This is a genomic window from Clostridium sp. TJA020, from assembly GCF_058310295.1.
This window is the reverse complement of record NZ_JBZEFC010000006.1, coordinates 1-26,867: the sequence shown is the minus strand read 5'-3', so window position 1 is coordinate 26,867 and position 26,867 is coordinate 1. Positions and strand designations below refer to the sequence as shown.

Below are 26,867 nucleotides of genomic sequence, written 5' to 3'. Positions count from 1 at the left end.
GTGAGCTTAATAAGTAAAGTTATAGAAAGAAGCTTTGGAGCATATTAATTTTGGGTTCTCCCATTATAGAGAAATGAGTGAGTTTAAATTTAATTTAAACTAATTTAGGTGGTACCGCGTAAAGCTTTAGTCTTTTCGTCCTAAGTATAGGAGGAGAAGGCTTTTTTTAATACATAGAAAATAAACTTTTAGAAAGGTGATGTAAAAATGAGTAGAGAAGTATTATCAAATTTAATATTTAAAAATGAATTAAAGACTCCAGAATATTATTTAGAAAAATATCCAAAAAGAAATTTAAAAGAAGGAGCTAAAGTAGTAAGATATGCTCCAAGTCCAACTGGATTTCAACATATTGGTGGAGTTTATGCAGCTCTTATAAATGAAAGACTTGCACATCAAAGTGAAGGTATTTTCTACTTAAGAATAGAAGATACTGACCAAAAAAGAGAAGTTGAAGGTGCAATAGAAGATACAATACAAACTATGCATAACTTTGGAATGGACTTTGACGAAGGAATGACTGGAGAAGAAACTTCAAAAGGAGAGTATGGTCCATATAGACAAAGTCAAAGAAGAGAAATATACCATGCTTTTGCTAAGGATTTACTTTTAAAGGGATTAGCTTACCCATGTTTCTGTACACCAGAAGAGTTAAATGAAATAAGAGAAAAGCAAATGGCTGAAAAAATAACTCCAGGATATTATGGGGAATATGCTATATATAGAAATCTTTCAACAGAAGAAGCTATAAAGAAAATAGAAGCTGGTGAAGAGTACATATTAAGATTAAAGTCACCAGGAAAAGAAGAAAATAGAATAGAATTTCATGATTTAATAAAAGGAGATATATCATTCCCAGAAAATGTTCAAGATATAGTTATAATTAAATCAGATGGATTACCAACTTATCACTTTGCACATGCTATAGATGATGCTTTAATGCATACTACAGATGTTATAAGAGGAGAAGAATGGTTATCATCACTTCCAATACATCTTCAATTATTTGATGTATTAGGATTTGAAAGACCTAATTATGCTCACGTTCCAACAATAATGAAATCAGAAAATGGATCAAAAAGAAAGCTTTCAAAAAGAAAAGATCCAGAAAGTGCTGTAAGTTATTATAGAGAGGAAGGATATCCAGCAGTATCAGTTATTGAATATCTTTTAAATATAATAAATTCAAGCTTTGAAGATTGGAGAGCAGAAAATCCAGATGCTGATTATCATGAATTCCCTGTTGCTCTAGATAAAATGAGTAAATCAGGAGCTTTATTTGATATAGTTAAACTTCATGATGTAAGTAAAAATGTTATATGTAAGATGAAAGCACCAGTGGTATATGATTATTACACAAATTGGGCAAAAGATTTTGATAAAGAAATGTATGACCTTGTAACTTCAAATGAAGATATGATGAAAGAAGTATTTAACATAGATAAGGAAGGTCCAAAACCAAGAAAAGATTTTGGTAAATGGAATGAGGTTAAAGAAAAAATATTTTATTTCTTTGACGAATTATTTGATAAAGAAACAGCAGAAAATGTTGAGCTTCCAAAAACATTAAATTTAGAAGATGCAAAAAGTATAATAGAAAGTTATGCTAAAGTATATAACTTTAATACTGATCAAGAAACATGGTTCGAAGAACTTAAAGCGTTAGCAGTAGAACTTGGATATGCAACAAATAGAAAAGAGTATAAGAAAAATCCAGAAAACTTTAAAGGTATGGTTTCTGATGTAGCAGGTGCAGTAAGAGCAGCACTTACTCATAGAACTAATACTCCAGATCTTTATACTATAATGCAAATAATGGGTGAAGATAAAGTAAGAGAAAGATTTAATAAGTTTATTAGTCTTTAGTATATAAAAGAGATGCTTTTTAAAGCATCTCTTTTAATTTAAGGATTTTAAAGTATTTAATTAAAATAGAATTTTTATAAAATTTTAAATAAAAAAAGTGGTCCTATAAGACCACTCTTTTATTTAAAATTTATTTATTATTTTAGTTTAAATGAACTCTTTAAAGGAACAATTCTATTAAATATTAGTTTATCATTAGTAGAATTTTTGTCCACTGAGAAGAATCCGTTTCTAACCATTTGGAATTTATCAAGATTTTTTGCATCCTTAATAGCAACTGGTTCTATAAATCCTTCTAAAACTTCTAATGAATTAGGATTTATTTGTTCTAAGAAATGTTTACCTTCGTTTTCTGGAGCATCATCTAATATTAAAGGTTCATATAATCTAAATTCACAAGGTATAGCACTTTTTGCATCAACCCAATGAATTGTACCTTTAACTTTTCTTCCAGTAAATCCTGAACCACTCTTAGTTTCAGGGTCATAAGTGCAATGAAGTTCTACAACATTTCCTTCAGCATCTTTTATTACATCATTACATGTTATAAAGTATGCGCCCATAAGTCTAACTTCGTTTCCTGGGAATAATCTAAAGTATTTTTTTACTGGAACTTCCATGAAGTCATCTTGTTCAACATATATTTCTCTTGAAAAAGGAACTTCTCTAGTTCCAAGCTCTGGATTCTTAGGGTTATTTGGAATAGGTAACATTTCAGTTTTACCTTCTGGATAATTTGTTATAATAACCTTAAGAGGTTTTGTAACTGCCATTGCAGTTGGAGCTTTAGTTTGAAGATCTTCTCTTAAGAAGTAATCAAGCATTTGAGCGTCAACAATTGAATTATTTTTAGCAACACCTATTGCTTGACAGAAGTTTCTTATAGATTCTGGAGTATAACCTCTTCTTCTAAGTCCTGATATAGTTGGCATTCTTGGGTCATCCCATCCATCAACTATATTTTCATCAACTAATTGTTTAAGTTTTCTCTTACTCATAACAGTATTAGTCATATTAAGTCTTGCAAATTCTATTTGTTGAGGTACTTTTTCCATTTCACATTCTTTTACGAACCAATCATATAAAGGTCTGTGATCTGCAAATTCTAAAGTACATATTGAATGAGTTATACCTTCAATAGCATCTTCAAGTGGATGAGCAAAATCATACATAGGATATATGCACCATTTGTCGCCAGTATTATGGTGAGATGCATGAGCTATTCTATAAATTATTGGATCTCTCATATTCATATTAGGAGACGCCATATCAATTTTTGCTCTTAAAACTTTCTCTCCATCTTTAAATTCACCTTTTCTCATTCTTTCGAATAAATCAAGGTTTTCTTCGATGCTTCTATTTCTATAAGGGCTTTCTTTTCCTGGCTCTGTTAATGTTCCTCTATATTCCTTCATTTCTTCAGGTGTTAAATCACAAACATATGCTAAGCCTTTATTTATTAAAAGAATAGCTCTTTTATACATTTCATCAAAATAATTTGAAGCGAAGTGAAGTTCATTCCAGTGACATCCAAGCCATTGAACATCTTCTTTTATTGATTCAACATATTCTGTATCTTCTTTAACTGGATTTGTGTCATCAAATCTTAAATTAGTTCTTCCATTAAATTCAGCACCAAGTCCGAAGTTTAAAAGAATAGACTTTGCATGACCTATATGTAGATAGCCATTTGGTTCTGGTGGAAATCTAGTAATTATAGAATCATGTTTACCGCTCTCTAAATCTTCAATAATTATATTTCTTATGAAGTTAGATGAATTAGTATCATTTGACATAAAGATTACCCTCCTGCAATTATATTTTAAATAGGGCCATTAAAAATAACCTCTAATCTATGTCTATATATTATACATTTACCTTTAATTTTAATCTAATATAGTGAAAAAATAAAGTATAACTTTTCCTTTATAACATATGAATTACACAAATGAATATTATATCTATAAAAATATATTTTATAATTTAGAACATAATAAAGATTGTGTTAAGTTGGTTATAACATCAACAGATTCATTGAAGTCTCTTTTTACCCATAATTCTAAAATTGAACTCATGCTACTTGCTATAAAATTAAAAAAATAAGGACTTAAATTATTATTTTCTAATAATTGAATTTTTGTGTCAGGAAGTAGTGATATAAAAGATTCAGTATAATTTATATATTTTTTATTTATTAAAAAGAATAAGTTATTTTCATGTATTAATTTTAATAGGTCTTTATGTTTAATCCAATAACTATAATATAAATAAATTATTTCTTTAGGAGATAATTTATCAAAATTTTTATTTATTTGAAAATCATTAAATAAGTTATCAAATATAAAATGTAAAATATCTTCTTTGCTATCAAAGTTTCTATAAAAGGTTTTTCTAACTAAGTTAGCTTCTTGGCATATTTGTGTTACTGTAATATCTTTATAAGGCTGATATTTCATTAGTTTTAATAATGATTTTGCTATCCAATTTTGAGACTTTATAGCCAGTGAATTAGTTTGAATTTTATACATAGTGACACAAACTCTCCTTTATGTGTAATTTAAATTAATTGTATTGTATTTGTTTGATGATTATTATAATATTAAAAATAAAATGACACAAGTGAGTCATGAGTTATTTGTAAATAATGAAAGGGTGAAATAAATGGGTTATGTAGATATTATAAATGAGCATAGACGTTATAAAATGGGCGATAATGTTATTGTAGCTAACAATGGAATAAGTTTTTCAATTGAAAAAGGAGAATTTGTAATAATATTAGGACCTAGTGGAGCAGGAAAGTCAACTGTTTTAAATATATTAGGAGGAATGGACTCTCCAGATGAAGGACAAGTATTAGTTGATGGAGTTGACATTGCAAAGCTTAATAAAAAAGAGCTTACAAAATATAGACGTGATGATATTGGATTTGTATTTCAATTTTATAATTTAGTACCAAATTTAACTGCAAAAGAAAATGTTGAACTTGCAACTCAAATTTCTAAAAATGCATTAAATGTTGATAAAGTACTTAAAGATGTAGGATTAGGTCATCGTATGGATAATTTTCCAGCTCAACTATCAGGGGGAGAGCAACAAAGAGTTGCAATAGCAAGAGCATTAGCTAAAAATCCAAAGCTTTTGTTATGTGATGAACCAACTGGAGCATTAGATTATGAAACAGGAAGACAAGTATTAAGATTATTACAGAATACATGCAAAAATACAGGTACTACAGTTATAGTTATAACTCATAATTCTGCATTATCTCCAATAGCTGATAGAGTTATACATGTTAATGATGCAAAGGTTAGGGATATTAAAGTAAATAAGAATCCTAAATCTATTGATGAAATAGAATGGTAAAAGGAGAGAAGTTTATGAAGAAAAAGGCTTTATTTAAAACTATTTTAAAAGAAATTTCTTCATCTAAATCAAGATTTTTATCTATTTTATTTTTAATTATGTTAGGGGTTGGATTTTTTTCAGGATTAAAATCGGCAGGTCCTGATATGTTAAATACAGCTAATAAATATTTTGATGAACAAAATTTGATGGATTTAAAAGTACAATCTACAATGGGGATTGATAAAGGTGATATAGATGAATTAAAAAAAATAAAAGGAGTAGACTATGTTGAACCTATATATAGTAAGGATGTATTAATAGGTGGGGAAGGACTTTTATTAAAACTTATTTCTTATGATAGTAATAATAAGTTAAATAAATATGTTGTTGAAAGTGGAAGATTACCAGAAAAGAATGGAGAAATTGCATTAGATAGCAAAGAATCTATTAAACAATTATATAAAATAGGTGATAAGATAAGTTTTTCTTCTGATAATAGTAAAGAGTTAAGTGACGAAATTAAAAATAAAACTTATAAAGTAGTTGGTTTTGTAAAAAGTCCTATGTATATTGGAAATTATGAAAGAGGAACAAGTGCTATTGGAAAAGGTAGGGTTGATGGATTTGGTTTAATTTCAGAATCTGAATTTAAAATGCCAGTATATACAGAAGCTTATTTAACATTTAACGATTTGAAAGGTTTAAACAGTTATAGTGAAAAGTACAATGATTTATTAAATAATCATATAAAAGAAGTAGAAAGTGTAACAAAAGAACGAGGGGTATTACGCCTTGATGATATAAAAAAAGAAGCAAATGATAAACTCTTAAAAGCTAAAAATGATATTATAAAAGCTAAAAATGAACTTAAAAAAGCTGAAAGTAAGTTAAATGAGTCTAAAAAGAAAATTAATGAGGGAAGAGAAAAATACGATAAGAACTTAAGTGAATTTAATAATAAAATGCAAGATGCAAAATTAAAATTAGATAGTTCTAAAAATCAATTAAATTCTAAAAAAGAAGAGTTAGAAAATAAGTTAAAGGATTTACAAAAGAAACAATCAGAAATTTTAAAGGCAAAGGAAGAAGTAAATAAAAAATTAAATGATGTAAATAATAATATAAATAAGCTAAAGCCTTTATTTAATCAAGTAGAAGCTTTATTAAAGCTACCTCCTAATAATATACCTAACAATATGAAAAACCAATTAATTGAAAGTTTAAAAGAAGTACCAATTAATAATGGTTCAAATTTAGGTAATTTATTAGAAGGGTATTTTAATGGAGAGGTGGAAGCTAATGCTATTTCAAATAGTATGAGTTCTATAATTAAAAATTTAGAAATAGCAAAAATTAATATAGAAAAAGGTAAAGAGGAATTAGAAAGTAATTATAAAAAATTAAATAATGGAATAGTACAAGTTAATCAATATAAACAAGAATTTAATAAAGCATCAAAAATTATTAAGGAAAAGGAATCAGAATATAATAATGGAAAAAAATTAGGGTTAGAAAACTTTAAGTTAGCTAAAGAAAAATTAGATGAAGGTGAAAGACAATACAAAGAAGGTTTAAATAAATTTAATAATGAGAAGTCTAATGCCGAAAAGAAAATATTAGATGGAGAAAAGGAAATTAAAAAAGGGGAAGAAAATATAAAAGATATCAAGGTTCCTGATTATTATGTATTTTCAAGAAATGATAATTTAGGTTATAGCGAATATGAAGATAATGCAGATAGAATTACAGCATTATCACAAGTATTTCCTTTATTTTTCTTTGCAATAGCAGCTTTAGTAAGTTTAACAACGATTACTAGAATGATTGAAGAACAAAGAATTCAACTTGGAACTTTTAAGGCACTAGGTTACAGCAATTTTGATATATCACTAAAATATTTAGTGTATGCAACAACTGCAAGTTTAATTGGAAGTTTTTTTGGATTATTGATTGGATATGAATTACTACCAAGAATTATTTATAATGCTTATAGTATGCTTTATAATTTCACAGATTTACAAATTTCATATTATTTAAGTTATGCACTTATATCAATTGCAATAGCAATTTCTTGTACTGGAATATCTGCTTATGTAGTATTGAGAGAAGATTTAAAAAGCACTTCTGCAACACTTATGAGGCCTAAGGCTCCAAAATCAGGTAAGCGTATATTATTAGAAAGAATAAAGCCTATTTGGAAAAGGTTCAATTTTATAGAAAAAGTTACTGCAAGAAATATATTTAGATATAAGGATCGTATGCTAATGACAGTTTTGGGTATTGCAGGATGTATGGCACTTATTATTACTGGTTTTGGTATAAAAGGTTCAGTTTCAGACCTTGCAAGATTGCAGTTTGGTAAAATAGTTAAATATAATGCTATGATTATATATAATAAAGATGCTTCAAATGAAGATACGAAATCTTATGAAAGTTTAATTAAGGGGTTACCTGAAATAGAAGATAGATTAGAAATTTATCAAGAACAAGTAAAAGTTCAAGAAAAAGGAGTTAATCCTCAGGAAGCATTTCTTATGGTGCCTAAAAACGAAGATAATTTAAATAAATTTATAACATTAAATAATAGAAAGACTGATGAAAAATATAATTTAAATAATGATGGTGCTATAATATCTGAAAAATTAGCTAAATTATTTAAGCTTAAAAATGGCGATGTAATAAAGTTTAAAACGTCGGATAATAAAGCTTTTGAAGTTAAGATTGCTGATGTTACAGAAAATTATGCTGGACATTATATTTATATGTCAAAAGAACTTTATAAAAAGATATTCAATAAAGAGGCTCTTTATAATGCTGAACTTTTAAAATATAAATATGATACTAATTTTGAAGAAAATTTATCTAAAAAGTTAAGTAAAGAAGGTAAAGTATTAAATATTTCTTATAATGGTTCTATAGAAGATAATTTTGAAGACTCTATGTCGAGTTTAAATATAGTTGTTATTGTACTTATAATATCAGCTGCAATATTAGCTTTTATAGTTTTATATAATTTAACTAATATAAATGTATCTGAGCGTATAAGGGAACTTTCAACTATAAAGGTTTTAGGATTTTACGATAACGAAGTAACTATGTATATTTATAGAGAAAATATAATATTAACTATAATGGGAATTATAGTGGGAAGTGGCTTGGGAAAAATTTTACACCAGTATGTTTTAAGTACAGCTGAGATGGATAACATGATGTTTAATCCTTCATTACATTTGAGCAGTTTTATTTATGCAGGAATATTGACAATAATCTTTTCAAGCATAGTAATGTTTATAATGCATTTAAAATTGAAAAATGTAAATATGATAGAAGCATTGAAATCAAATGAATAATTTATAGAAAAAGAAGATTCCTAATAAAGGAATCTTCTTTTTTAATAAGCTTAACATAAAATATAGATATATATTTCAAATTAAACTTACTATTGTTAAAAATAAATAATTAATTTATTGTTTTATTAAAGGTTTGTAGCTTTTTTAAATCTTTCATCAACCATATCCCAATTAATTAATTCAAAGAAACAATCTACATAATCAGGACGTTTGTTTTGGTGTTTTAAGTAATAAGCATGTTCCCAAACATCTATTGTTAGTAGAGGTTTTTCGTTTAATGAAATTGGACAATTTTGATTTGGTGTTTTAGTAATTTTTAATTTATTATTTTCATCTAAAACAAGCCATGCATATCCAGAACCAAATTGAGTAGTAGCTGCTTCCTTAAATTTAGTTTTAAAGTCTTCATAAGAACCGAAAGTTTTGCAAATAGCATCTTTTATATTTCCAGTAGGTTCTCCACCTTTATTTGGAGCTAATCCATCCCAGTAAAATTCATGATTAAATACTCCACCAGCATTATTAACAACTGCTTGATTTATATCTTCTGGAATATCATCTAAATTTTTAAGTATTTCCACTAGAGACATCTTGAAAAATTCAGGATGTTTATCCAGTGCATTGTTTAGATTATTAACGTAAGTTTGTTGATGTTTGTCATGATGAATTACTACTGTTTTTTCATCAATATAAGGTTCTAGAGAATCATAAGAATATGGTAATGGTTTTAAAGTAAATTTGTTTTGTTCCATTTAAATCACCTCTACATTAGTATTTGAAATTTTTAAATAAAAAATTCAAAATAATTTATGACTATTTCAAAATTTATTCTATAAAACTATTATAATCAATAATAGTAAAAAGATGTATGAACTATTTTAAAACTCCTTGTAAATTAAAATCGGGAACAAAATCAGTTTTATTAGTGCCACTTTCTTGAATAAAGGCATTTTTTACACCAATGCTTGCTGCATAATCAATTAAACTATCATAAAGCTTTGGATTTAATGGTTTTGATAACTCTTCAAATTTAAATGCATTAAACATAGGAGTATATTGATTCATTATACTTATATATACATCATCTCCAAATAAACTATATATAGTATCTATAATTTTCTTTGAATCAAATAAAAGATGAGGGAGCATTAAATGTCTAATAATAATACCCTTTATCATTCTTCCTTTTTCATCAAATCTATTTTTACCAACTTGTTTAAACATTTCTTTTAAAATAGTAATAACATTTTCTCTGTATCCTGAAACTTTTGAATATTTTATTGCATATTTATCATCAAAGTATTTAAAATCAGGTAAATAAACATCTATATAACCATCTAAGGCTTTTATAGTTTCTAAAGAATCATATCCATTTGTATTATATAAAATAGGTAGAGTAAGTCCATTTTTTTTGGCTATTTTTATTGCTTCTATAATTTGTGGGACATAATGTGTAGGGGTTACTAAGTTTATATTATTAGCTCCTTTATCTTGAAGTTCTAAAAATATTTCTGATAGTCTTTCTATAGTTATAAATTCTCCAAATTTCTCTTGACTAATTTCGTGGTTTTGACAAAATACACATTTTAAATTACAGTTAGAAAAAAATATAGTTCCAGATCCTGTATCTAAAGATATTGGAGGTTCTTCCCACATATGTAAATAAGCTTTAGCAGCTTTTATTTTTTCGGATGATAGACATGCACCAACTTCATTGTTTAATCTATTAACATTACACTTTCTAATACAAAGATTACAATTTTTTAGCATTTCCATTTTGTTATATTTCAAAAAAATCACCTCGTAGATAATATATTGAAATTATATTACTAGGCAAAATGTTTAGCAATTAAATAATCTTATAATTTAAATTTAATTAACTTAACATTATAATAATTAAAAAGGGGGGAACTTATGGAGTTTATATTAATTTTACTCTTTCAAATAATAGTAATTATATTTATGTTACTTTCAATTATATTTAATTTAATAAAAATAATTAAAGGGAAGATATCAAAAAAATATTTTATATTAATTTTTATTTTGTTGATTTCTAGTAAAATAACTTTATTTAATATAATATTACCTAAGGTAAAAGATATTAAATACTATTTTGCAAATGATTATTACACAACAACAGGAGTTTGTACTAAATTTAATAATGCAAAAGGAATAACTGAATTAGAAATAAATAATGTTATATATATAATAAATCAGTGTGAACTTAAACCTAAGATAGGAGTTGAATATACATTAAAATATTTGCCAAATAGTAAATTTATTGTAGAATATAGTGAATTGAAAAATAAAACTGATAATTAAGTAATTTAGGAGATAATTTATGATAGACGAGTTCTTAGAATATGATTATTATAATGAAAGATTTGAAAGAATTAATACTAGAAATATAGAAATTAAAAAAAGAGATTTTGATAAATGTATATTTAATAGATGTGATTTTTCAGGAACAAAGTTTTTAGAAGTAAATTTTGAAGAGTGTATTTTTAAGGAATGTAATATATCTCTTACAAAATTTTATTATTCAAAGCTTAGAGGAGTTAAGTTTATTGATTGTAAAATAGTTGGAGTTGATTTTACTAAATGTGATAGATTTATTTTAGATTTTGAATTTAAAAGCTGTTTAATACAAAGTTGTAGTTTTGCAGAGCTTAAAATACCAAAGACAAATTTTATAGAATGTAATGTTACATCAAGTGATTTTATAAATGCTGATTTAAGAGAGGCGTCATTTTTAAAATCAAGTCTTGAAGATAGTATATTTGAAAATACTAATCTTTCAAAAGTAGACTTCAGAGAATGTTTGCATTACAGGATAAATCCAAATAGAAATAATATAAATAAAGCAAAGTTTAGTATTCCTGAAGTTTTAAGATTATTAAATGATTTTGAAATTATTATAGAGTGATTCTTAACGTTTGGAGGCAAATAAATGGATATAAATTTAGAGGACTTATATGTAGATGATGAGTATATAGAACAGGATAATGAAATAAGTAATATAGAAAAGTTAATAAATGATACTAAGAAACCAATAACTCTTAGTATATTAAAAGATGAATTTCGAAGAATTGGAATAAAAAAGGGAGATACATTACTTGTACATTCATCATTAAGTAAATTTGGATGGATATGTGGAGGAGAAGTTACCGTTATAAAGGCTTTAATAGAAACAGTAGTGGAAGAAGGAACTATAGTAATGCCAGCTCATAGTGCTGATATATGTGATCCAGCTTTTTGGAGCAATCCACCAGTACCTTCCGAATGGTTTAAAACTATAAGAGAAGAAATGCCAGCTTTTGATGAAAAAATTACGCCAACTTATAGTATGGGTAAAATAGCAGAAGCTTTTAGAAATTTCTATGGTGTAAAGAGAAGTTATCATCCAACAGTATCATTTTCAGCTTGGGGAAAAAATAAGAATTTTATAACAGATAATCACAGTTTAGAATATTCACTTGGGGAAAAGTCACCTCTTGCAAGATTTTATGAGTTAAATGGAAAAGTATTATTATTAGGTGTTGATTATGATGTTAATACCTCATTTCATTTAGCAGAGTATAGAGCAGGAAATTATACAGAATCTATAAATGCTTCACCTATATTAGAAAATGGAAAAAGAATATTTAAACAATTTAAGGATATAGAGTTTAAAACTGAATTATTTATGTTTCTAGGTGAAGAATTTGAAGAAAAGTGTAATGTTAAAGTTGATAACATTGCAAATGCAAAAATAAAATTATTTAATCAAAGAGAATGTGTTGATTTTGCTGTAGAATATTTTAAAAATTGTAATTTATATTAATTAATTAAATTTTACAATATGTATTTTAAAATTTACAAAAGGTAAATGGTAACTTATATAATAAAATAGTAAAGTATAAATAGAAGGAGTTGATAATTATGAAAAAATGGCCTTTTATTTTACAAGGAGTCTTATTAGCAATAGTAGGTATAATATTTCTAATGTATCCATTAGAAAGTATATTTAATTTAACTATGGTAATTGGGGCTTTTGTTTTAGCTTCAGGTATTATGTCTATAATTAAAGCATTTAAATCATATAGAAGAGGATTTTTTATCTTTAATGGTATAATTGATATATTATTTGGATTAACACTTTTATTTTCACCAGTTTATTCAACACAATTTTTTGTTATATTCTTTGGAATCTGGGGATTAATAAGAGGTATATCAGCACTTGTAGCTGAATTTCAATTTAAATCAGCTGGTTTTAATTTTAGAACAATATATACAATATGTTTAATTATATTAAGTGTTTTAGTAATATTATACCCAGTAGTTGCGTTAGCATTTGCACCAATATTAATTGGAATAAACTTAATACTATTTGCAATATTTGAAATAATATTAGCGTTTGAAATATAAAAAATAGATAAGGATTTATCCTTATCTATTTTTTTATTTGCTATATAATTCTTTTATTTTTGGTGAATTAAAGTATAGTCCAGAAACTTTATGATTTTTTTCATCAAAGGATATTGATATATTTACTGGTTCTACTTCATTAGAAAATTTTGCTTTATAAATTATACTTGTAAAATCCTTACTCTTTTTGCCTTGTACAAATTCTAAACTACCATCTTCATATGTTCCTATAGCACCTTTTATAGGCATAACTAAATTTAAAAATTCAGTTTCATTAGATGAAATTTCTTTCATGTTTTCATCAAAATTTTTTATAAAGCCATTGTAATCTAAATCATTAATAGATATAAGAATATCATTAGTTATTTTATTTGAATAAGAACGAGTATCATCAAAATTTATTTTTTTATTAGAACAAGATATAAAATTAAAAATTAAAATTGAAATAAGAAAAGTTAAAATCATAGTTTTAAACTTCAATACAAATACCTCCTAAAAACTGGAATATGATTTTAGATATTATACCACATTTTTACTAACAATTATACTTTCTGGCAACACTAAAAGGTGATGTATGATATAATATTTTAATACTAGGAAGGGAGGATGATGATTTGGATTTAAAATCATTATTAAACAAAGAGCAGTATGAAGGTGCTGTTACTGTTGATGGTCAAGTTCTAATACTTGCAGGTGCAGGTTCAGGTAAAACTAGAGTTTTAACATATAGAATGGCACATATGATAGAAGATTTAGGAATAAAGCCATGGAGTATATTAGCAATTACATTTACTAATAAGGCAGCTAAAGAAATGAAAGAGAGAATAGAAGCTATTGTTGGGGAAAAAGCTAATGATATGTGGATTTCAACATTCCACTCAACTTGCGTTAGAATACTTAGAAGAGAAATTGATAAACTTGGATATAAATCAAGTTTTACTATATATGACACTTCAGATCAAAAAACTTTATTAAAAGATTGTATGAAAACTTTAAATATAAACGATAAAGATATAACTCTTCAAGAAATTATGGGGAAGATAGGAAGAGCTAAAGATAATATGATTACTGCTGAAAGTTTCATGAGAGAACATGAAAGCAATTTTAGAGAAAAGAAAATTGCTGATGTATATGAAATGTATCAAAAGAGACTTAAAGAAAATAATGCTTTAGATTTTGATGACCTTATATTTAAAACAGTAGAATTATTTAAAAAACATGATGATGTATTAGAATTTTACCAAAATAAATTTAAATACATAATGGTTGATGAGTATCAAGATACAAATGGAGCTCAATATGAATTTGTAAGACTTTTAGCAGCAAGATATAAAAATATTTGTGTTGTTGGTGATGATGATCAATGCATATATGCATGGAGAGGTGCTGATGTAAGCAATATTCTGGATTTTGAAAAAGATTATCCAAATTGTAAAGTGATAAAACTTGAGCAAAATTATAGGTCTAAAGGTAATATACTAGATGCAGCAAATGCTGTTATAGTAAATAATTCTAGAAGAAAGAATAAGGCACTTAGAACAGAACAAGAACAAGGAAATAAAATAAAAATATATAGAGCATACTCAGATTCAGAAGAAGGGGATTTTGTAGCAAGACAAATAATTGATACAAAAGCTAAAGAAGGAGCAGAAAATAAAGATTTTGCTGTTCTTTATAGAACTAATGCTCAGTCACGTGTATTTGAAGAAACCTTTAGAAGACGAGGTATACCTTATAAAATTGTTGGAGGAACTAAATTCTATGATAGAAAAGAAATTAAAGATATACTTGCATATCTTAATGTATTAGTAAATCCTCAAGATGATATAAGTATAAAGAGAATAATAAATGTACCAAAGAGAAGTATAGGTGATGCTACAGTAAATAAAATTCAGGATTTTGCAGATAGTTTTGAGTTAAATTTATGGGACGCACTTCAAGAAGTAAGAACAATTTCAACTCTTACCGCAAGAAATTGTGGTTCTATAGAAAAGTTTATGGATCTTATGAATAATTTTGTAATAATGGCTGAAAGTATGCCAGTATCAATGCTTATAGAAACAATTTTAAAAGATACTGGATATTTAGATCAGCTTAGAAAATCAAATGAAATAGAAGATAAAAGTAGAATAGAAAACTTAGAAGAATTAGTCTCAGATGCAGTTGAATTTGAAAGAAATAATGAAGATAAAAGTTTAGCTGCATATTTAGAAAAAGTATCATTAGTACAAGATATTAATGAAGGTGATGAAGAGGAAGATAATGCTGTAGTTTTAATGACACTTCATAGTGCAAAAGGTCTTGAGTTTCCTCATGTATTCATGGTAGGAATGGAAAATGGAATATTCCCTAGTATGAGCGATTTTGATAAAGAAGATCAGATGGAAGAGGCAAGAAGGCTTTGTTATGTTGGAATCACAAGAGCAAAAGAAACTCTTCATATGACTTCAGCAGAAGTAAGGAGAGTATTTGGAAGAACAATGTCTTATAGTCAATCAGATTTTATTGGAGAAATAAGATCTGATTTAAAAGAATATGTTAATGATAGAAGTGCTAATGGAGCAGCAAGAGATGGAATGTTTGGTGGTCAATCCAAACCAAATTTTAATAATCCACATAGCTTAAGAACTTCTATTAGAAATCAAAATTCAAGTAGAAAAATTACAGAAACTAAACAAAATAGCACTTCAGATTTAGGAGAAATATCACTTGGAAGAAAAGTAAAACATGAAAAGTTTGGTGAAGGAACAGTAGTTTCAGTATTACCGGCTGGAAATGATAAAAAACTTACAATAGCATTTGATAAACAAGGTGTTAAGGTACTATTATTATCAATGGCTAATTTAGAACTTTTATAGTATTAGGAGGCAAGTAAGTTTATGGATAAAAGAGAAAGAATGAAAGCTCTTGTAGAAGAGTTGAATAGATATTCATACGAGTATTATAGTTTAGATAATCCATCAGTTACAGATAAAGAATATGATAAAAAATATGATGAGCTTGTATCCTTAGAAAAGGAACTTAATGAAGTTTTACCATATTCACCAACTGTTAGAGTTGGTGATGTAATACTTGATGGGTTTAAAAAATATACTCATAAAGGTAAACTTTGGAGCTTAGGTAAAGCTCAAAGTATTGAAGAAATAATAGATTGGCATAATAGAAATGTTAAGTTTATTGAAGAGATGAGATCAAAGGGGGAAAATCTTCCTGAGCTTAAATATATAGTTACGAAAAAATTTGATGGGTTAACTGTTAACTTAACATATAATGAAGAAGGTATATTAGCAGTTGGAGCAACAAGAGGTACAGGGAGTATTGGAGAAGATGTTACAGCACAGGTTAAAACTATAAAGAGTATTCCTCTTAAAGTTAACTGTAATGATGTTTTTGAAGTTCATGGTGAAGCCATAATGACTACGGAAGCCTTTGAAAAATATAATGAATTAGCAGAAGTACCTCTTAAAAACTTAAGAAATGGGGCTGCAGGAGCATTAAGGAATTTAAATGTAAGAGAAACTGCAAGAAGAAACTTATCAGCATTTTTTTATGATGTAGGATATAAGGAAGGGAAGCAGTTTAAAACTTATACAGAGATGATGAAGTTTATAAAGGAAATGGGCTTTCCAGTAGATGATTATATAAAAGAGTGTTATACAATAGATGATATTCAAAAGGAAATAGACTATATAAGAGATATAAGATTTGATTTAAACTATGATATTGATGGACTTGTAATAGTTATAGATGATATAAAAACTAGAGAGTTATTAGGATATACAGTAAAGTTTCCTAAATGGGCAATAGCATATAAGTTTGAAGCTCAAGAAACAACAACTAAGCTTTTAGATGTTGAATGGAATGTTGGAAGAAGTGGAAGGGTATCACCAACTGCTATATTAGATCCGGTTGAACTTGCTGGTGTTACTGTAAAAAGAGCAACTCTTAATAATATGGATGATATAAAAAGAAAAGGTGTAAGAATTGGTGCTGAAGTTTTAGTGAGAAGGAGTAATGATGTTATACCTGAAATAATGGGAGTTAAAGAGGATTCCTTAGAAGGAACAGAAGAAATAATACCTCCTACTAATTGCCCAGCTTGTGGTAGTCACTTAGTAGAAGAGGGTGCACATATATTCTGTGAAAATACACTTTCATGTAAGCCTCAGCTTGTTAAGACTATAGTTCATTACGGTTCAAGAGAAGCTATGAATATTTCAGGGTTTTCAGAAAGAACTGCTGAACAATTATTTGAAAAGCTTAATATAAAATCAATAAGTGACTTATATAAGTTAAATAAAGAAGACTTAGTTAAACTTGATAAATTTGGAGATAAAAAAGCACAAAATCTTTTAGATGCAATTGAAAAGAGTAAGGATTGTACTCTTGAAGCATTTATATACTCATTAGGAATACAAAATGTAGGCGTAAAAACGGCTAAAGATATAGTTAATAAATTTAAGTCATTAGATGGACTTAAAAAAGCTACATTTGAAGAATTAGTATCTGTTCCTGATGTAGGAGATATAGTTGCAAATTGTATTGTAGAGTTCTTCCATGAAGAAAAAGTTTTAAAAACAATAGATGAACTTTTAGAGATAGGTGTGAATCCTAAGTTTGAAGAAAAAGAAATTATTGAAAGTGTATTTGATGGCAAGACTGTTGTTGTAACAGGAACTATGGAAAAATACTCTAGAAAAGAAATAAAAGAGAAATTAGAAATGCTTGGAGCTAAAGTAGCAGGTAGTGTAAGTAAGAAGACTGATTATGTAGTCTATGGTAAAGAAGCAGGTTCAAAGCTTACAAAAGCAGAAGAACTTGGAGTTAAGACTTTAACAGAAGATGAATTTGAAGTTGTGATAGGAGGCTAAGTTATTGAAACGGCTAATTAATATATTAACTATTTTATTAAGTATAATAGCTTGTATAGTAATAATTTGTACTTTTTTAACTTCATACCAATTTTTATACCTTGGAGAAATATTTAATTCTTATTATGCAATACAAGTTACAGTTGCAATAACTATGTTATCTTTAGCTGCTAGGTTTTGGATTAATGAAAGTGGAAAAAATAAATATCTATACTCTGGGTTGAGTTTAATGTTATCTGTTTTTATAATAGCATTTATGCTTGGAACTGTAAGATAATAAAAATAAAAAGCTTCTATTTTTTTAGAAGCTTTTTATTTATACTCTTTTTTTTCAAAGTCTTTTATGTTAGTTAAATCAGGAGACATAAATTCATCATTTGAAGCCTCTTCATTTAGAAAATTTTCATAAGAAAAATCTCTCTTACTTTCAGAAAGTAAATCTAACTTTTGACTTATTTTTTCTAAAATATAATTTTTATAACGAATTTGATTGTAAGTCTTTAAAGCTACAATAAAAAGCCATATGCCAATAAACATGAAAGTTAGCATAAATATAATCCCTATTATAGAGAATGTGGCAACTAAAAAAGTCATCTTATCGCCTCCTTTAAACATAATTTAATTATAACATAATGGATTTATAAATTTAACATATTATAAAAATATTGCTCATGTTGATTAAAAATATACATAAGTGACAATAATTATGATAACTTTAAAAAAGGAGATAGAATAAGGTGAAAAAATTTTTATTACCAAGCTTTATTATAGGCATAATGTTAGTATTTCTATTGAGTTTTATAGAAATAGAAAAAATATCATCTTCTAAAGATTCAGAGGTTATTTTATATGCGGTTAATTCAGTTCCTAATGAATTAAAAGATGTAAGTAAATTATCAACTAGAGAAGAAGATGTAATTTGTGCAACAAGTAAAGGATTAGTAGAAAAAAATGATGATGGTAAAATAGTTCCTTCATTAGCTACTGAAATAAATATTAAAGATGATGGTATAGAATATGAATTTAAAATAAGAGAAGATGCTTATTGGAGTGATGGCAGTAGAATAACAGCAGAAGATATAAGAGAATTTTTTAAAGAATTATTGAAAGAAGAGTATGATGAAAATATAAGTTCTTTTTTAAATGTTTATGGGGCAAAAGAATTTAGAAATGGTAATGTTACATTTGAAAGTGGAGTTGCTATTGGAGCAAAAGATAATATATTAACTATTAGACTAAATAACAAAGATGAAAAGTTTTTAGAAGAATTAACAAAGCCACAGTATAGATTGAGAAAGTACTTAATGATGTGGAATAATATAAAAAGAAATCATAAAAATATAATATACTCAGGTGAATATTATATAAGTGATGTGAATGATAGAGAAATATTATTAGAAAAAAATAAAAAAAGCGATACAGACTCTCCAAATTGTATAAAAATAATATCTGATGAAAGTGAAGAATTATCAATGGCGGCTTTTGAAATTGGAGATAGAGATTTAGTTGTAGAACCACCAAATACTGAGTTAAATAGATTAGAAGAAGAGGGGAGATTAAAAACATTTCCTTCTGATAGTGGAAAGTATATAGTTTTAAATTCAGAAGATGAGGAACTTCCTTTATCAGTTAGAAAAGTTATATATTATACTCTGAATTCTGTAATTTTAGATTATAAGGAAGAAAATAATAATTATTTAGAGCTTACAGAGTGTAGTTACTTTAGAGGAGATAAAGATAACTTAAATAAGCTCCAATCAAGAAAAGTAATGACTAATAAAGTTTCTGCAAAGCTTCCAGAAGTTATAACTATATTAGCAAAAGATAATAATGAAAATAGAGCCTTATGTAAATATATTCAATCATGGTTTGATTCAAATACAGATAGTAATATAAGATATACATTAACTACGGAAGAAGATTTTAATAACTTAGAGTTAAGAAAGAGATATGATATATTAATAGTTGATTTAGTAGCAAATACAAATAATAGATTAGAATTTTATAAAAATTTAAAACCTTACTATACAGATAAAGAGGAGAGTATTTATAAAAAAGAATTAAGTGGTAAAGGAGAATTTATAGAATTAGAATCAAATTTATTTAATAATTACAGAATATTACCATTACTATTTGAAAATAAAAATGTTGCTATATCTAGTGAAGTTGAAAATATAGAATTTGATTGGAATGGAAATATAAAATTTGAAACATTAAAATAAATTAAGGTTAAGCCTAGCTTTTATAAATATAAAAGTTAAGCCTAACCTATTTTTATATATAAATAAATTTTTAAAACAAGACATTATATAATATTTAAGTTTCTTCTAAAGAAGTAGATTTAGTATTAGAAGATTCTTCAGAATTATTATTTAACTCTTTTGTTTCTTTAATAGTATTTGTGTTTATAGAAGTAGTAGAGTCTTCAGTAGTATTAATATCTTCATCTATATTAGTTTTCTTAGAATCTTCATAAGTGTTTTCTAAAAGGTTTAATTTTCTAAAGAAAACATCCTTAAAAGTATAAATAAACATATAGAAAATAAACATATTTTTATAACTATCAAATGTTTTTTTATCAGAAGTTTTGAAATCTTCTTTTTTTCTAGAGTAAACTATATTTTTTAAAAATACAGGAGCCATACCAGTAGTTGATAGAGATGGTAAATTTGGCATTGTAAAGAATGTTTCATCTAACATGTCTTTAGAAAGAGTACTAAAATTCATATACCTTTCTTCATTATCTAAGTCTGGAGCTTCAGGCCAACTAGTAACAATATTAGAATTTAAAATATATTTTTTATATATTTTAGAAATAGTAGAATTATACTCTCTTAAAGTATCTGATATATCAGCATACATTATTATAGATAACAAATAAAAGCATATATCAAAAGATGTATATTTAATTTCTTTCTTTGTAGTTAAATTTTCAATAACATTATTATCTTCATCATAAAGTGAAAGTAATTTATCCATTATCTCGCAGTATTTATCTTTAAAAGTTACTAGAGTAGTATGTTCGTAAGAATACATTAAATTAATTGCAAGAAGTGTAGATTTATCCAATGATTCAATATAATAATTTTTTTCATCAAATTTATTAATCATAAATTCACTTAAATCTATAATTAAAGGGACTATAGACTTATTTTTAGAATTTTTATAATAAATATTAAAAGCTAGCAAAGTTTTAAGTCCTTCATCAAAGGATAAATTGTAAAGTGCTTCTTTATAATCTAAAAACATTTGTAAAATTTGATTAGAAAATTCCTCATAATCTGTTTTTACTTGCTCATTATCTTCATATTTAGAATATAAATAGTAAGCATTCATCATAAATGCTTGATCACTAAATGCAAATTTTCTATTTTTATCAATTAAATTAGTTTCTTTAGAATTATTTTCAAATAGACTTTTTTTAGGTATAAATATTCCTTCAGCATTTCTTAAATTTTCATAATAAAAATCCAGTTGTTCATGAGCTAATTGTCTATATCCTTTTGCCAATTGATAATTACTAGAATCTTTGCTTAAAAAAGAATAATAATCACTAAGTTCTAGTAATGACATTGTAAGTAAAGCATTTGTTGTTGGAATAATTTCACGTTTAAAAGAAGATGAATCAAATCCGTTTGAAGTTTTATTATGCATAAAAATTGGGGATGATTTTTTATATAAACAGAGTACTGGAGAAAATTTACTTAATATGCTAATATCTTTTGTAGATGCAATTTTTTTAGCACTTCTAGAAGATAAAGTATATCCACATTTAGAATTTAGAGCTAGTAGTTTTACAGCTTCTTTTGATAAGTGAAAAAGCTGACCACATATTTCACAATGTGATAAGCTATTCATTCGAAAAAATGGACCTATATATCTCAAAATATTTCACCTCATATATAATTCTTATAATAATTAATATGAGATAAAATTAAAAAAAGTGCATAAAACTAAAAAATGATACAAAGTATATATAAAATATTTTTAAATTGGTTTAATATAAGGAGGCAATTTTAGTGAGGATAGATGGAAGAAAAAATGATCAGGTAAGACCTACTAAAATAACTAGGAATTACACAAAATATGCAGAAGGTTCTGTATATATAGAGGTAGGAGATACAAAAGTTCTTTGTAATGTATCTATTGAAGATAAAGTACCACCATTTTTAAAAGGTTCAGGGGAAGGATGGATTACTGCAGAATATAATATGCTTCCTAGATCAACTGGAACAAGAAAAGTTAGAGATATAGCTAGATTAAAGATTGATGGAAGAACTATGGAAATACAAAGATTAATAGGTAGAGCATTGAGATCTGTTGTTGACTTAAAAGCTTTAGGTGAAAAAACTTTATGGATAGATTGTGATGTTATACAGGCTGATGGGGGAACAAGAACAACATCAATAACTGGAGCATTTGTTGCTATGGTTGATGCTGTAAATAAGCTTCATAAAGAAAAGCCTTTTAAGGTTTATCCTATAAGAAGCTTTGTTGCTGCAACAAGTATAGGTATAGTAAACGGTGAAAAAATTATAGACTTATGTTATGAGGAAGATTCAAATGCAAAAGTAGATATGAATATAATTGGAACTCATGAAGGTGAGTTTGTTGAAGTACAAGGAACAGGTGAAGAATCACCAATGACAAGAAGTGAGCTTAATGAATTATTAGATTTAGGTGAAAAAGGATTAAAACAAATGATAGAGATTCAAAAAAGTGCTCTTAAGATGGATGCTTTATGGATTGGAACAGGAGGTCAATAATGAAAAAATTAATATTGGCTAGTAATAACCAAAAGAAGATAAAAGAAATAAAAACTATATTAAAAGAAATGAATCTAGAAATAAAATCTTTAAAAGATGAAAATATAAATATTGATGTAATAGAAGATGGAAATACATTTAAAGAAAATGCAACTAAAAAGGCCAGTGAAATAAGAAATTATCTATTAAATAGAGGAGATAGTGATTTTATAGTTATGGCTGATGATTCAGGATTAGAAGTAGATTATTTAAATGGAGAACCAGGAATATATTCAGCAAGGTATGCGGGAGAGCATGGAAATGACAATGAAAATAATAAAAAATTATTAGAAAAATTAAAAGGTGTACCTATGGAAAATAGAGGAGCAAAATTTGTGTGCCATTTAACTTTAATAAATTCAGAAGGTAAAGTTTTAGATATATGCGGAGAAGTAGAAGGTAAAATAATTGAAAGTTTAAATGGAGAAGGTGGGTTTGGTTATGATCCTTTATTTTATTATGAAGGATTTAATAAAACTTTTGGAGAAATAGGAGCAGAAGAAAAAAATAAGGTTAGCCATAGAGGAGTTGCTTTAAAAAAATTAAAAGATAATATTTTTGATATATTGTAGGAGGTATTATGTTAATAGCTGTAGTTAGTGATACTCATAGAATTCAAGAATATATTGAGGTTGCAAAAGAAAAAATAGCAACTGCAGATATTTTAATACACTTAGGTGATAATGTTGATGATGTCTCAGAATTATCAAGAGATTTTAATGGTGAAGTATATGCTGTATTAGGAAATTGTGACTATTCAAATGAATATCCTGTAGAAAGAATTATAGACATAAATGGATTTAAGATATTTGCAACACATGGACATAAATATAGAGTTAAATATGATTTGAACAATATTTACTATAGAGCACAAGAATTAAATGCTAATATAGCTCTTTTTGGGCATACTCACCAAGAATTAATAATTAATCATAATGGTATAATATTAATGAATCCAGGTAGTGTTTCCTTACCAAGAGGTAGGGGAAGGAGTATAGGGTTTATAGAAATTGAAAATGGAAAAGAACCTGAAGTATATTTGGAAAGTTTAGAGTAGTTATATTATGAGATTAAATTATTAATAAGCAGGTTGTTATATTGATAATTTATTTATAAAATTATCAATATAATAGAAAAGTATAAAGTGTTAAATTAAATTAGAATTTTTTTAAAAAAAGTATTGACGTATTAAGTTTCATAATGTAGAATAGTCATTGTCGTTGCGAGAGAGAACAGATGAAATGAGAGGTTCCGAAAGCAATGGATAATGACTCAACGGGGTGTGGCGCAGATGGTAGCGCGCATGGTTTGGGACCATGAGGTCGCAGGTTCGAGACCTGTCACCCCGACCACTTAAAAATTTGTCAAAAATAACTTGACAAATGAAACAAAAACCTGTATAAATAATAGGGCAGGTTGTTGCAAAACTTAATTGATGAATTAAGTTAGACATGCGGGTGTAGCTCAATGGTAGAGCCCTAGCCTTCCAAGCTAGTTACGAGGGTTCGATTCCCTTCACCCGCTCCACTTTGAAAAGAACTTCAAAAAAAGTTCTTGACAAAAAATAAAGAATGATTTATAATAATAAACGTTCTGAGATGCGTTTTTAGCTCAGCTGGATAGAGCAACGCCCTTCTAAGGCGTGGGCCAGGGGTTCGAATCCCTTAAAACGCACCATTTCGGGGTGTGGCGCAGATGGTAGCGCGCATGGTTTGGGACCATGAGGTCGCAGGTTCGAGACCTGTCACCCCGACCACTTAAAATCAAGTTTTATATTGACAAGGAAGTTTAAAACTTGTATAAAAGATAAGGTGTTTGATTGTTGACTTAATAATCAGATAGTAAAGAGAAAAAGAATATGCGGGTGTAGCTCAATGGTAGAGCCCTAGCCTTCCAAGCTAGTTACGAGGGTTCGATTCCCTTCACCCGCTCCAATAGATGCGTTTTTAGCTCAGCTGGATAGAGCAACGCCCTTCTAAGGCGTGGGCCAGGGGTTCGAATCCCTTAAAACGCACCATATGGTGAACGTAGTTCAGTTGGTAGAGCGCCAGTTTGTGGCACTGGTTGTCGTGGGTTCGAGTCCCATCGTTCACCCCATACAGGGATATCGCCAAGTGGTAAGGCACCACACTTTGACTGTGGTATTNGGATCTAGCGCCTACGGCGTGGGGGTTCGACTCCCTTCATCTGCACCACAATTAAATTTAAAAAAAGATGCGGAAATGGCTCAATGGTAGAGCGCCACCTTGCCAAGGTGGATGTTGCGGGTTCGAGTCCCGTTTTCCGCTCCAAATATGCGGGTGTAGCTCAATGGTAGAGCCCTAGCCTTCCAAGCTAGTTACGAGGGTTCGATTCCCTTCACCCGCTCCATTTAACAACTAATAAGTTTAGTTGTTTTTTTTATTCCTAAAATATATAAAGTGTTTGATAAAATCCACATTTGGTAAAAGATATCCACAAAAGATATGTAATTAAAGAATATTTTTTGTGGATATCTTTTTTATAATTAAATTTATAAAATTTTCAAATAATTCTTAGAATTATATGTAGTGATTGAATTTATAGAATTATTAGTTAATGTTTTAAATAGTTATAAAAGAATGTTTTAAAAAATAAAATATAATTTTAAAATCAATTGATTTTAAAATGAATATTAATAAATTCTTGATTTTTTACTTTTAAACTTTGTAATAAATAAATTAATTTATTTACTAGTTTATAGTATTCAAAAAATATAATATATGAATATATTATATTTTATTTTAGTAAACTTTAATAGAATAATTTTTTATAGAGAAATGGTATTTAATGAAAGAAATTGATATATTAATTAGATTAATGCTTTCAGTTATTATTGGTGGAATAATAGGATATGATAGAGAATTTAAAAATAGGCCGGCTGGATTTAGAACACATATGTTAGTTTGTTTAGGAGCTACTATTTCTGCACTTATTGAACTACAACTAGGATATTTTGTAATTAACCAAATTCAATTAAACCAAGAATTGTTAGGGAGTTTAAAAGTGGATTCAGGGAGGATAGTAGCTCAAGTTATATCTGGAATTGGATTTTTAGGAGCTGGAACTATAATTAGAAATAAAGGATCCATAAAAGGTCTTACAACAGCTGCTTCTATATGGGCAGTTGCTTGTGTTGGACTAGCTATTGGAATGGGATTTTATACAATTAGTATAATAAGTGCATTAATTATATTTATTGTATTAGTTTTTTTTAAAAAGTTTCAGAATAAATTTATAACTAAAATAGAAATATTTAAGTTTGAAGTAACGTATAAAAGCAATAAAAATACAATAAGAGAAATAGATCGTATATTATCTGATGAAGATATAAATATAAAGGGGATAGATTTTTATTATAAAGAATGCAGAGAAGAATATATTAGAAATGATGAAAATATATATGATATAAAAAGGTGTGTTTATAGTATAGAAGCGCCTAGAAATATTGATTTAAATGAGATTATTTCAGATATATGTTCAGTTGAGGAAATTTTAAGTGCTAAAATAATAAAATGAATATATAAATAAAAAAATATATATATTTTATTTATAAACTCATATTAACATTAATGTTAATATGAGTTTTTTTATTTTTATATATTAAAAAACATTTGATTTTTAATATACTTAAATTATAAATATAAGTATAAGAAAATTAGTTATAATACGTATAAGTTATTATTTTAAAAATTTATTTTAATTAATTATAATAATATATATTTAAGATTAAATATATATATATATATATATATTCACGGTGTTTATTATTAATACTTAAATTAAATTTTTAATATTAATTAGGTGAAATAAACAAAAACTTTACCAGGAGTATCAATATAATAAAAATAAAGAAAAATAAAGAAAAATAAAGAAAATAGACTATAAATTTAAATAATAATATATAGATATATTGTGACATATTTAGACTGTGATAGAATAATCCATGTCGTCGCGAGAGATTAAACGAGAAGAACACAAGAAAATGTTGAAAACATTAAAAAAGTGTTGACAATGAATTTCTCTGATGATAAGATAATTAAGTCGCTTGAAGCGATATGAAATTTGATCTTTGAAAAATGAACAGAATATAGAAATACATTTAGAACCAGCAATTCTTTTTACAAGTAAGTTTTAAGAGCGAGATTAAACTTTTTATTGAGAGTTTGATCCTGGCTCAGGACGAACGCTGGCGGCGTGCCTAA

At 26.9% G+C, this 26,867-nt stretch carries 22 protein-coding genes, 9 tRNA genes and 1 other annotated feature (1 of these 32 running past the window's edge); of the genes, 24 read left to right on the top strand and 7 right to left on the bottom strand.

From position 1 onward, the window contains the following. Positions 1 to 146 (top strand) — a binding site (T-box leader) (it extends 63 nt beyond the left edge of the window). Positions 147 to 207: 61 nt separating this feature from the next. Continuing rightward, positions 208 to 1,866 carry a glutamate--tRNA ligase gene (gltX, locus tag AC4FQ1_RS09840; protein ID WP_491169575.1) on the top strand — a complete coding sequence of 553 codons (1,659 nt, stop codon included), beginning with the start codon at positions 208 to 210 and terminating at the stop codon, positions 1,864 to 1,866. A gap of 137 nt (positions 1,867 to 2,003) precedes the next feature. Here the strand turns inward: gltX and AC4FQ1_RS09835 are convergent, their stop codons facing one another. Beyond that, positions 2,004 to 3,662, bottom strand: coding sequence for a glutamine--tRNA ligase/YqeY domain fusion protein (locus AC4FQ1_RS09835; RefSeq protein ID WP_303130163.1), 1,659 nt, complete (start codon positions 3,660 to 3,662; stop codon positions 2,004 to 2,006). A gap of 180 nt (positions 3,663 to 3,842) precedes the next feature. Continuing rightward, positions 3,843 to 4,394: a TetR/AcrR family transcriptional regulator gene (locus AC4FQ1_RS09830; RefSeq protein WP_491169574.1), complete on the bottom strand. Its 552-nt coding sequence runs from the start codon at positions 4,392 to 4,394 to the stop codon at positions 3,843 to 3,845. 133 nt (positions 4,395 to 4,527) lie between these two features. Here AC4FQ1_RS09830 and AC4FQ1_RS09825 point away from each other — a divergent pair, with 133 nt between their 5' ends. Beyond that, a complete protein-coding gene (locus AC4FQ1_RS09825; protein WP_491169573.1) occupies positions 4,528 to 5,229 on the top strand; it encodes an ABC transporter ATP-binding protein in 702 nt (233 codons plus the stop codon). Between the two features lie 14 nt (positions 5,230 to 5,243). Continuing rightward, positions 5,244 to 8,561 (top strand): FtsX-like permease family protein, encoded by a 3,318-nt coding sequence (locus AC4FQ1_RS09820; RefSeq protein ID WP_491169572.1) that lies wholly within the window; start codon positions 5,244 to 5,246, stop codon positions 8,559 to 8,561. Between the two features lie 125 nt (positions 8,562 to 8,686). Here the strand turns inward: AC4FQ1_RS09820 and AC4FQ1_RS09815 are convergent, their stop codons facing one another. Continuing rightward, positions 8,687 to 9,313 carry a superoxide dismutase gene (locus tag AC4FQ1_RS09815; RefSeq protein ID WP_303130169.1) on the bottom strand — a complete coding sequence of 209 codons (627 nt, stop codon included), beginning with the start codon at positions 9,311 to 9,313 and terminating at the stop codon, positions 8,687 to 8,689. Between the two features lie 121 nt (positions 9,314 to 9,434). After that, positions 9,435 to 10,337, bottom strand: a complete 903-nt coding sequence (locus AC4FQ1_RS09810; RefSeq protein ID WP_491169622.1) for a radical SAM protein — start codon at positions 10,335 to 10,337, stop codon at positions 9,435 to 9,437. A 267-nt stretch (positions 10,338 to 10,604) separates the two neighbouring features. Between AC4FQ1_RS09810 and AC4FQ1_RS09805 the strand changes: the two genes are divergently transcribed. From AC4FQ1_RS09805 to AC4FQ1_RS09790, 4 genes are all read left to right on the top strand, one after another. Next, positions 10,605 to 10,883 carry a hypothetical protein gene (locus AC4FQ1_RS09805; RefSeq protein WP_491169571.1) on the top strand — a complete coding sequence of 93 codons (279 nt, stop codon included), beginning with the start codon at positions 10,605 to 10,607 and terminating at the stop codon, positions 10,881 to 10,883. Between the two features lie 19 nt (positions 10,884 to 10,902). Continuing rightward, complete coding sequence (locus AC4FQ1_RS09800) at positions 10,903 to 11,487, top strand: pentapeptide repeat-containing protein (RefSeq protein WP_303130171.1); 585 nt, start codon at positions 10,903 to 10,905, stop codon at positions 11,485 to 11,487. Between the two features lie 24 nt (positions 11,488 to 11,511). Beyond that, entirely contained in the window at positions 11,512 to 12,384 is an 873-nt protein-coding gene (locus AC4FQ1_RS09795) for an AAC(3) family N-acetyltransferase (RefSeq protein ID WP_491169569.1), read from the top strand. 98 nt (positions 12,385 to 12,482) lie between these two features. After that, complete coding sequence (locus AC4FQ1_RS09790) at positions 12,483 to 12,968, top strand: HdeD family acid-resistance protein (protein ID WP_303130173.1); 486 nt, start codon at positions 12,483 to 12,485, stop codon at positions 12,966 to 12,968. Positions 12,969 to 13,001: 33 nt separating this feature from the next. Here AC4FQ1_RS09790 and AC4FQ1_RS09785 read toward each other — a convergent pair whose 3' ends face one another. Continuing rightward, positions 13,002 to 13,448, bottom strand: coding sequence for a hypothetical protein (locus tag AC4FQ1_RS09785; RefSeq protein ID WP_491169568.1), 447 nt, complete (start codon positions 13,446 to 13,448; stop codon positions 13,002 to 13,004). Positions 13,449 to 13,582: 134 nt separating this feature from the next. Here AC4FQ1_RS09785 and pcrA point away from each other — a divergent pair, with 134 nt between their 5' ends. Genes pcrA through AC4FQ1_RS09770 form a run of 3 tightly spaced genes read left to right on the top strand, consistent with a single transcriptional unit; the run spans position 13,583 to position 18,116 of the window. Further along, complete coding sequence (pcrA, locus tag AC4FQ1_RS09780; protein ID WP_491169567.1) at positions 13,583 to 15,826, top strand: DNA helicase PcrA; 2,244 nt, start codon at positions 13,583 to 13,585, stop codon at positions 15,824 to 15,826. Positions 15,827 to 15,847: 21 nt separating this feature from the next. Continuing rightward, positions 15,848 to 17,839, top strand: a complete 1,992-nt coding sequence (gene ligA / locus AC4FQ1_RS09775; RefSeq protein WP_491169566.1) for an NAD-dependent DNA ligase LigA — start codon at positions 15,848 to 15,850, stop codon at positions 17,837 to 17,839. Between the two features lie 4 nt (positions 17,840 to 17,843). Next, positions 17,844 to 18,116 (top strand): hypothetical protein, encoded by a 273-nt coding sequence (locus tag AC4FQ1_RS09770; RefSeq protein WP_303130177.1) that lies wholly within the window; start codon positions 17,844 to 17,846, stop codon positions 18,114 to 18,116. A 35-nt stretch (positions 18,117 to 18,151) separates the two neighbouring features. Here the strand turns inward: AC4FQ1_RS09770 and AC4FQ1_RS09765 are convergent, their stop codons facing one another. Next, a complete protein-coding gene (locus AC4FQ1_RS09765; RefSeq protein ID WP_303130178.1) occupies positions 18,152 to 18,433 on the bottom strand; it encodes a hypothetical protein in 282 nt (93 codons plus the stop codon). A 143-nt stretch (positions 18,434 to 18,576) separates the two neighbouring features. On the opposite strand from AC4FQ1_RS09765, the gene AC4FQ1_RS09760 reads away from it, so the two are divergent. Continuing rightward, positions 18,577 to 20,061: an ABC transporter substrate-binding protein gene (locus AC4FQ1_RS09760; RefSeq protein ID WP_491169565.1), complete on the top strand. Its 1,485-nt coding sequence runs from the start codon at positions 18,577 to 18,579 to the stop codon at positions 20,059 to 20,061. Between the two features lie 94 nt (positions 20,062 to 20,155). Here AC4FQ1_RS09760 and AC4FQ1_RS09755 read toward each other — a convergent pair whose 3' ends face one another. Next, on the bottom strand, positions 20,156 to 21,697 hold the full coding sequence (locus tag AC4FQ1_RS09755) for a hypothetical protein (protein WP_491169564.1): 1,542 nt from the start codon (positions 21,695 to 21,697) through the stop codon (positions 20,156 to 20,158). A 161-nt stretch (positions 21,698 to 21,858) separates the two neighbouring features. Between AC4FQ1_RS09755 and rph the strand changes: the two genes are divergently transcribed. The 13 genes from rph (at position 21,859) to AC4FQ1_RS09690 (ending at position 26,181) form a co-directional block, all read left to right on the top strand. Continuing rightward, the gene (gene rph / locus AC4FQ1_RS09750) at positions 21,859 to 22,605 is read left to right on the top strand and encodes a ribonuclease PH (protein WP_491148718.1); all 747 of its coding nucleotides are present in this window, start codon (positions 21,859 to 21,861) and stop codon (positions 22,603 to 22,605) included. Further along, entirely contained in the window at positions 22,605 to 23,216 is a 612-nt protein-coding gene (locus AC4FQ1_RS09745) for an XTP/dITP diphosphatase (RefSeq protein ID WP_491169563.1), read from the top strand. The genes rph and AC4FQ1_RS09745 overlap by 1 nt, the downstream gene beginning before the upstream one ends. A gap of 8 nt (positions 23,217 to 23,224) precedes the next feature. Beyond that, positions 23,225 to 23,701 (top strand): YfcE family phosphodiesterase, encoded by a 477-nt coding sequence (locus AC4FQ1_RS09740; RefSeq protein ID WP_303130184.1) that lies wholly within the window; start codon positions 23,225 to 23,227, stop codon positions 23,699 to 23,701. A 219-nt stretch (positions 23,702 to 23,920) separates the two neighbouring features. Then, a tRNA-Pro gene (locus tag AC4FQ1_RS09735) sits at positions 23,921 to 23,996 on the top strand. A gap of 101 nt (positions 23,997 to 24,097) precedes the next feature. Then, positions 24,098 to 24,171 (top strand) — tRNA-Gly (locus AC4FQ1_RS09730). A 73-nt stretch (positions 24,172 to 24,244) separates the two neighbouring features. After that, positions 24,245 to 24,321, top strand: a tRNA-Arg gene (locus AC4FQ1_RS09725). A gap of 3 nt (positions 24,322 to 24,324) precedes the next feature. After that, a tRNA-Pro gene (locus AC4FQ1_RS09720) sits at positions 24,325 to 24,400 on the top strand. Between the two features lie 104 nt (positions 24,401 to 24,504). After that, positions 24,505 to 24,578 (top strand) — tRNA-Gly (locus AC4FQ1_RS09715). Between the two features lie 6 nt (positions 24,579 to 24,584). After that, positions 24,585 to 24,661, top strand: a tRNA-Arg gene (locus AC4FQ1_RS09710). Positions 24,662 to 24,665: 4 nt separating this feature from the next. Beyond that, a tRNA-His gene (locus tag AC4FQ1_RS09705) sits at positions 24,666 to 24,741 on the top strand. Between the two features lie 119 nt (positions 24,742 to 24,860). Further along, a tRNA-Gly gene (locus AC4FQ1_RS09700) sits at positions 24,861 to 24,935 on the top strand. A gap of 5 nt (positions 24,936 to 24,940) precedes the next feature. Then, positions 24,941 to 25,014: transfer RNA gene (locus AC4FQ1_RS09695), tRNA-Gly, on the top strand. 438 nt (positions 25,015 to 25,452) lie between these two features. Beyond that, the gene (locus tag AC4FQ1_RS09690) at positions 25,453 to 26,181 is read left to right on the top strand and encodes an MgtC/SapB family protein (RefSeq protein ID WP_491169562.1); all 729 of its coding nucleotides are present in this window, start codon (positions 25,453 to 25,455) and stop codon (positions 26,179 to 26,181) included. The last annotated feature ends 686 nt before the right edge of the window (positions 26,182 to 26,867 follow it).

Coding starts and splice junctions, on each gene's coding strand:
- AC4FQ1_RS09815 (WP_303130169.1), bottom strand. CDS start 9,313: ATGGAACAAAACAAATTTACTTTAAAACCATTACCATATTCTTATGAT.
- ligA (WP_491169566.1), top strand. CDS start 15,848: ATGGATAAAAGAGAAAGAATGAAAGCTCTTGTAGAAGAGTTGAATAGA.
- AC4FQ1_RS09825 (WP_491169573.1), top strand. CDS start 4,528: ATGGGTTATGTAGATATTATAAATGAGCATAGACGTTATAAAATGGGC.
- AC4FQ1_RS09830 (WP_491169574.1), bottom strand. CDS start 4,394: ATGTATAAAATTCAAACTAATTCACTGGCTATAAAGTCTCAAAATTGG.
- AC4FQ1_RS09820 (WP_491169572.1), top strand. CDS start 5,244: ATGAAGAAAAAGGCTTTATTTAAAACTATTTTAAAAGAAATTTCTTCA.
- AC4FQ1_RS09740 (WP_303130184.1), top strand. CDS start 23,225: ATGTTAATAGCTGTAGTTAGTGATACTCATAGAATTCAAGAATATATT.
- AC4FQ1_RS09790 (WP_303130173.1), top strand. CDS start 12,483: ATGAAAAAATGGCCTTTTATTTTACAAGGAGTCTTATTAGCAATAGTA.
- AC4FQ1_RS09755 (WP_491169564.1), bottom strand. CDS start 21,697: ATGAATAGCTTATCACATTGTGAAATATGTGGTCAGCTTTTTCACTTA.
- AC4FQ1_RS09810 (WP_491169622.1), bottom strand. CDS start 10,337: ATGGAAATGCTAAAAAATTGTAATCTTTGTATTAGAAAGTGTAATGTT.
- AC4FQ1_RS09795 (WP_491169569.1), top strand. CDS start 11,512: ATGGATATAAATTTAGAGGACTTATATGTAGATGATGAGTATATAGAA.
- gltX (WP_491169575.1), top strand. CDS start 208: ATGAGTAGAGAAGTATTATCAAATTTAATATTTAAAAATGAATTAAAG.
- AC4FQ1_RS09765 (WP_303130178.1), bottom strand. CDS start 18,433: ATGACTTTTTTAGTTGCCACATTCTCTATAATAGGGATTATATTTATG.
- AC4FQ1_RS09745 (WP_491169563.1), top strand. CDS start 22,605: ATGAAAAAATTAATATTGGCTAGTAATAACCAAAAGAAGATAAAAGAA.
- AC4FQ1_RS09690 (WP_491169562.1), top strand. CDS start 25,453: ATGAAAGAAATTGATATATTAATTAGATTAATGCTTTCAGTTATTATT.
- AC4FQ1_RS09800 (WP_303130171.1), top strand. CDS start 10,903: ATGATAGACGAGTTCTTAGAATATGATTATTATAATGAAAGATTTGAA.
- AC4FQ1_RS09835 (WP_303130163.1), bottom strand. CDS start 3,662: ATGTCAAATGATACTAATTCATCTAACTTCATAAGAAATATAATTATT.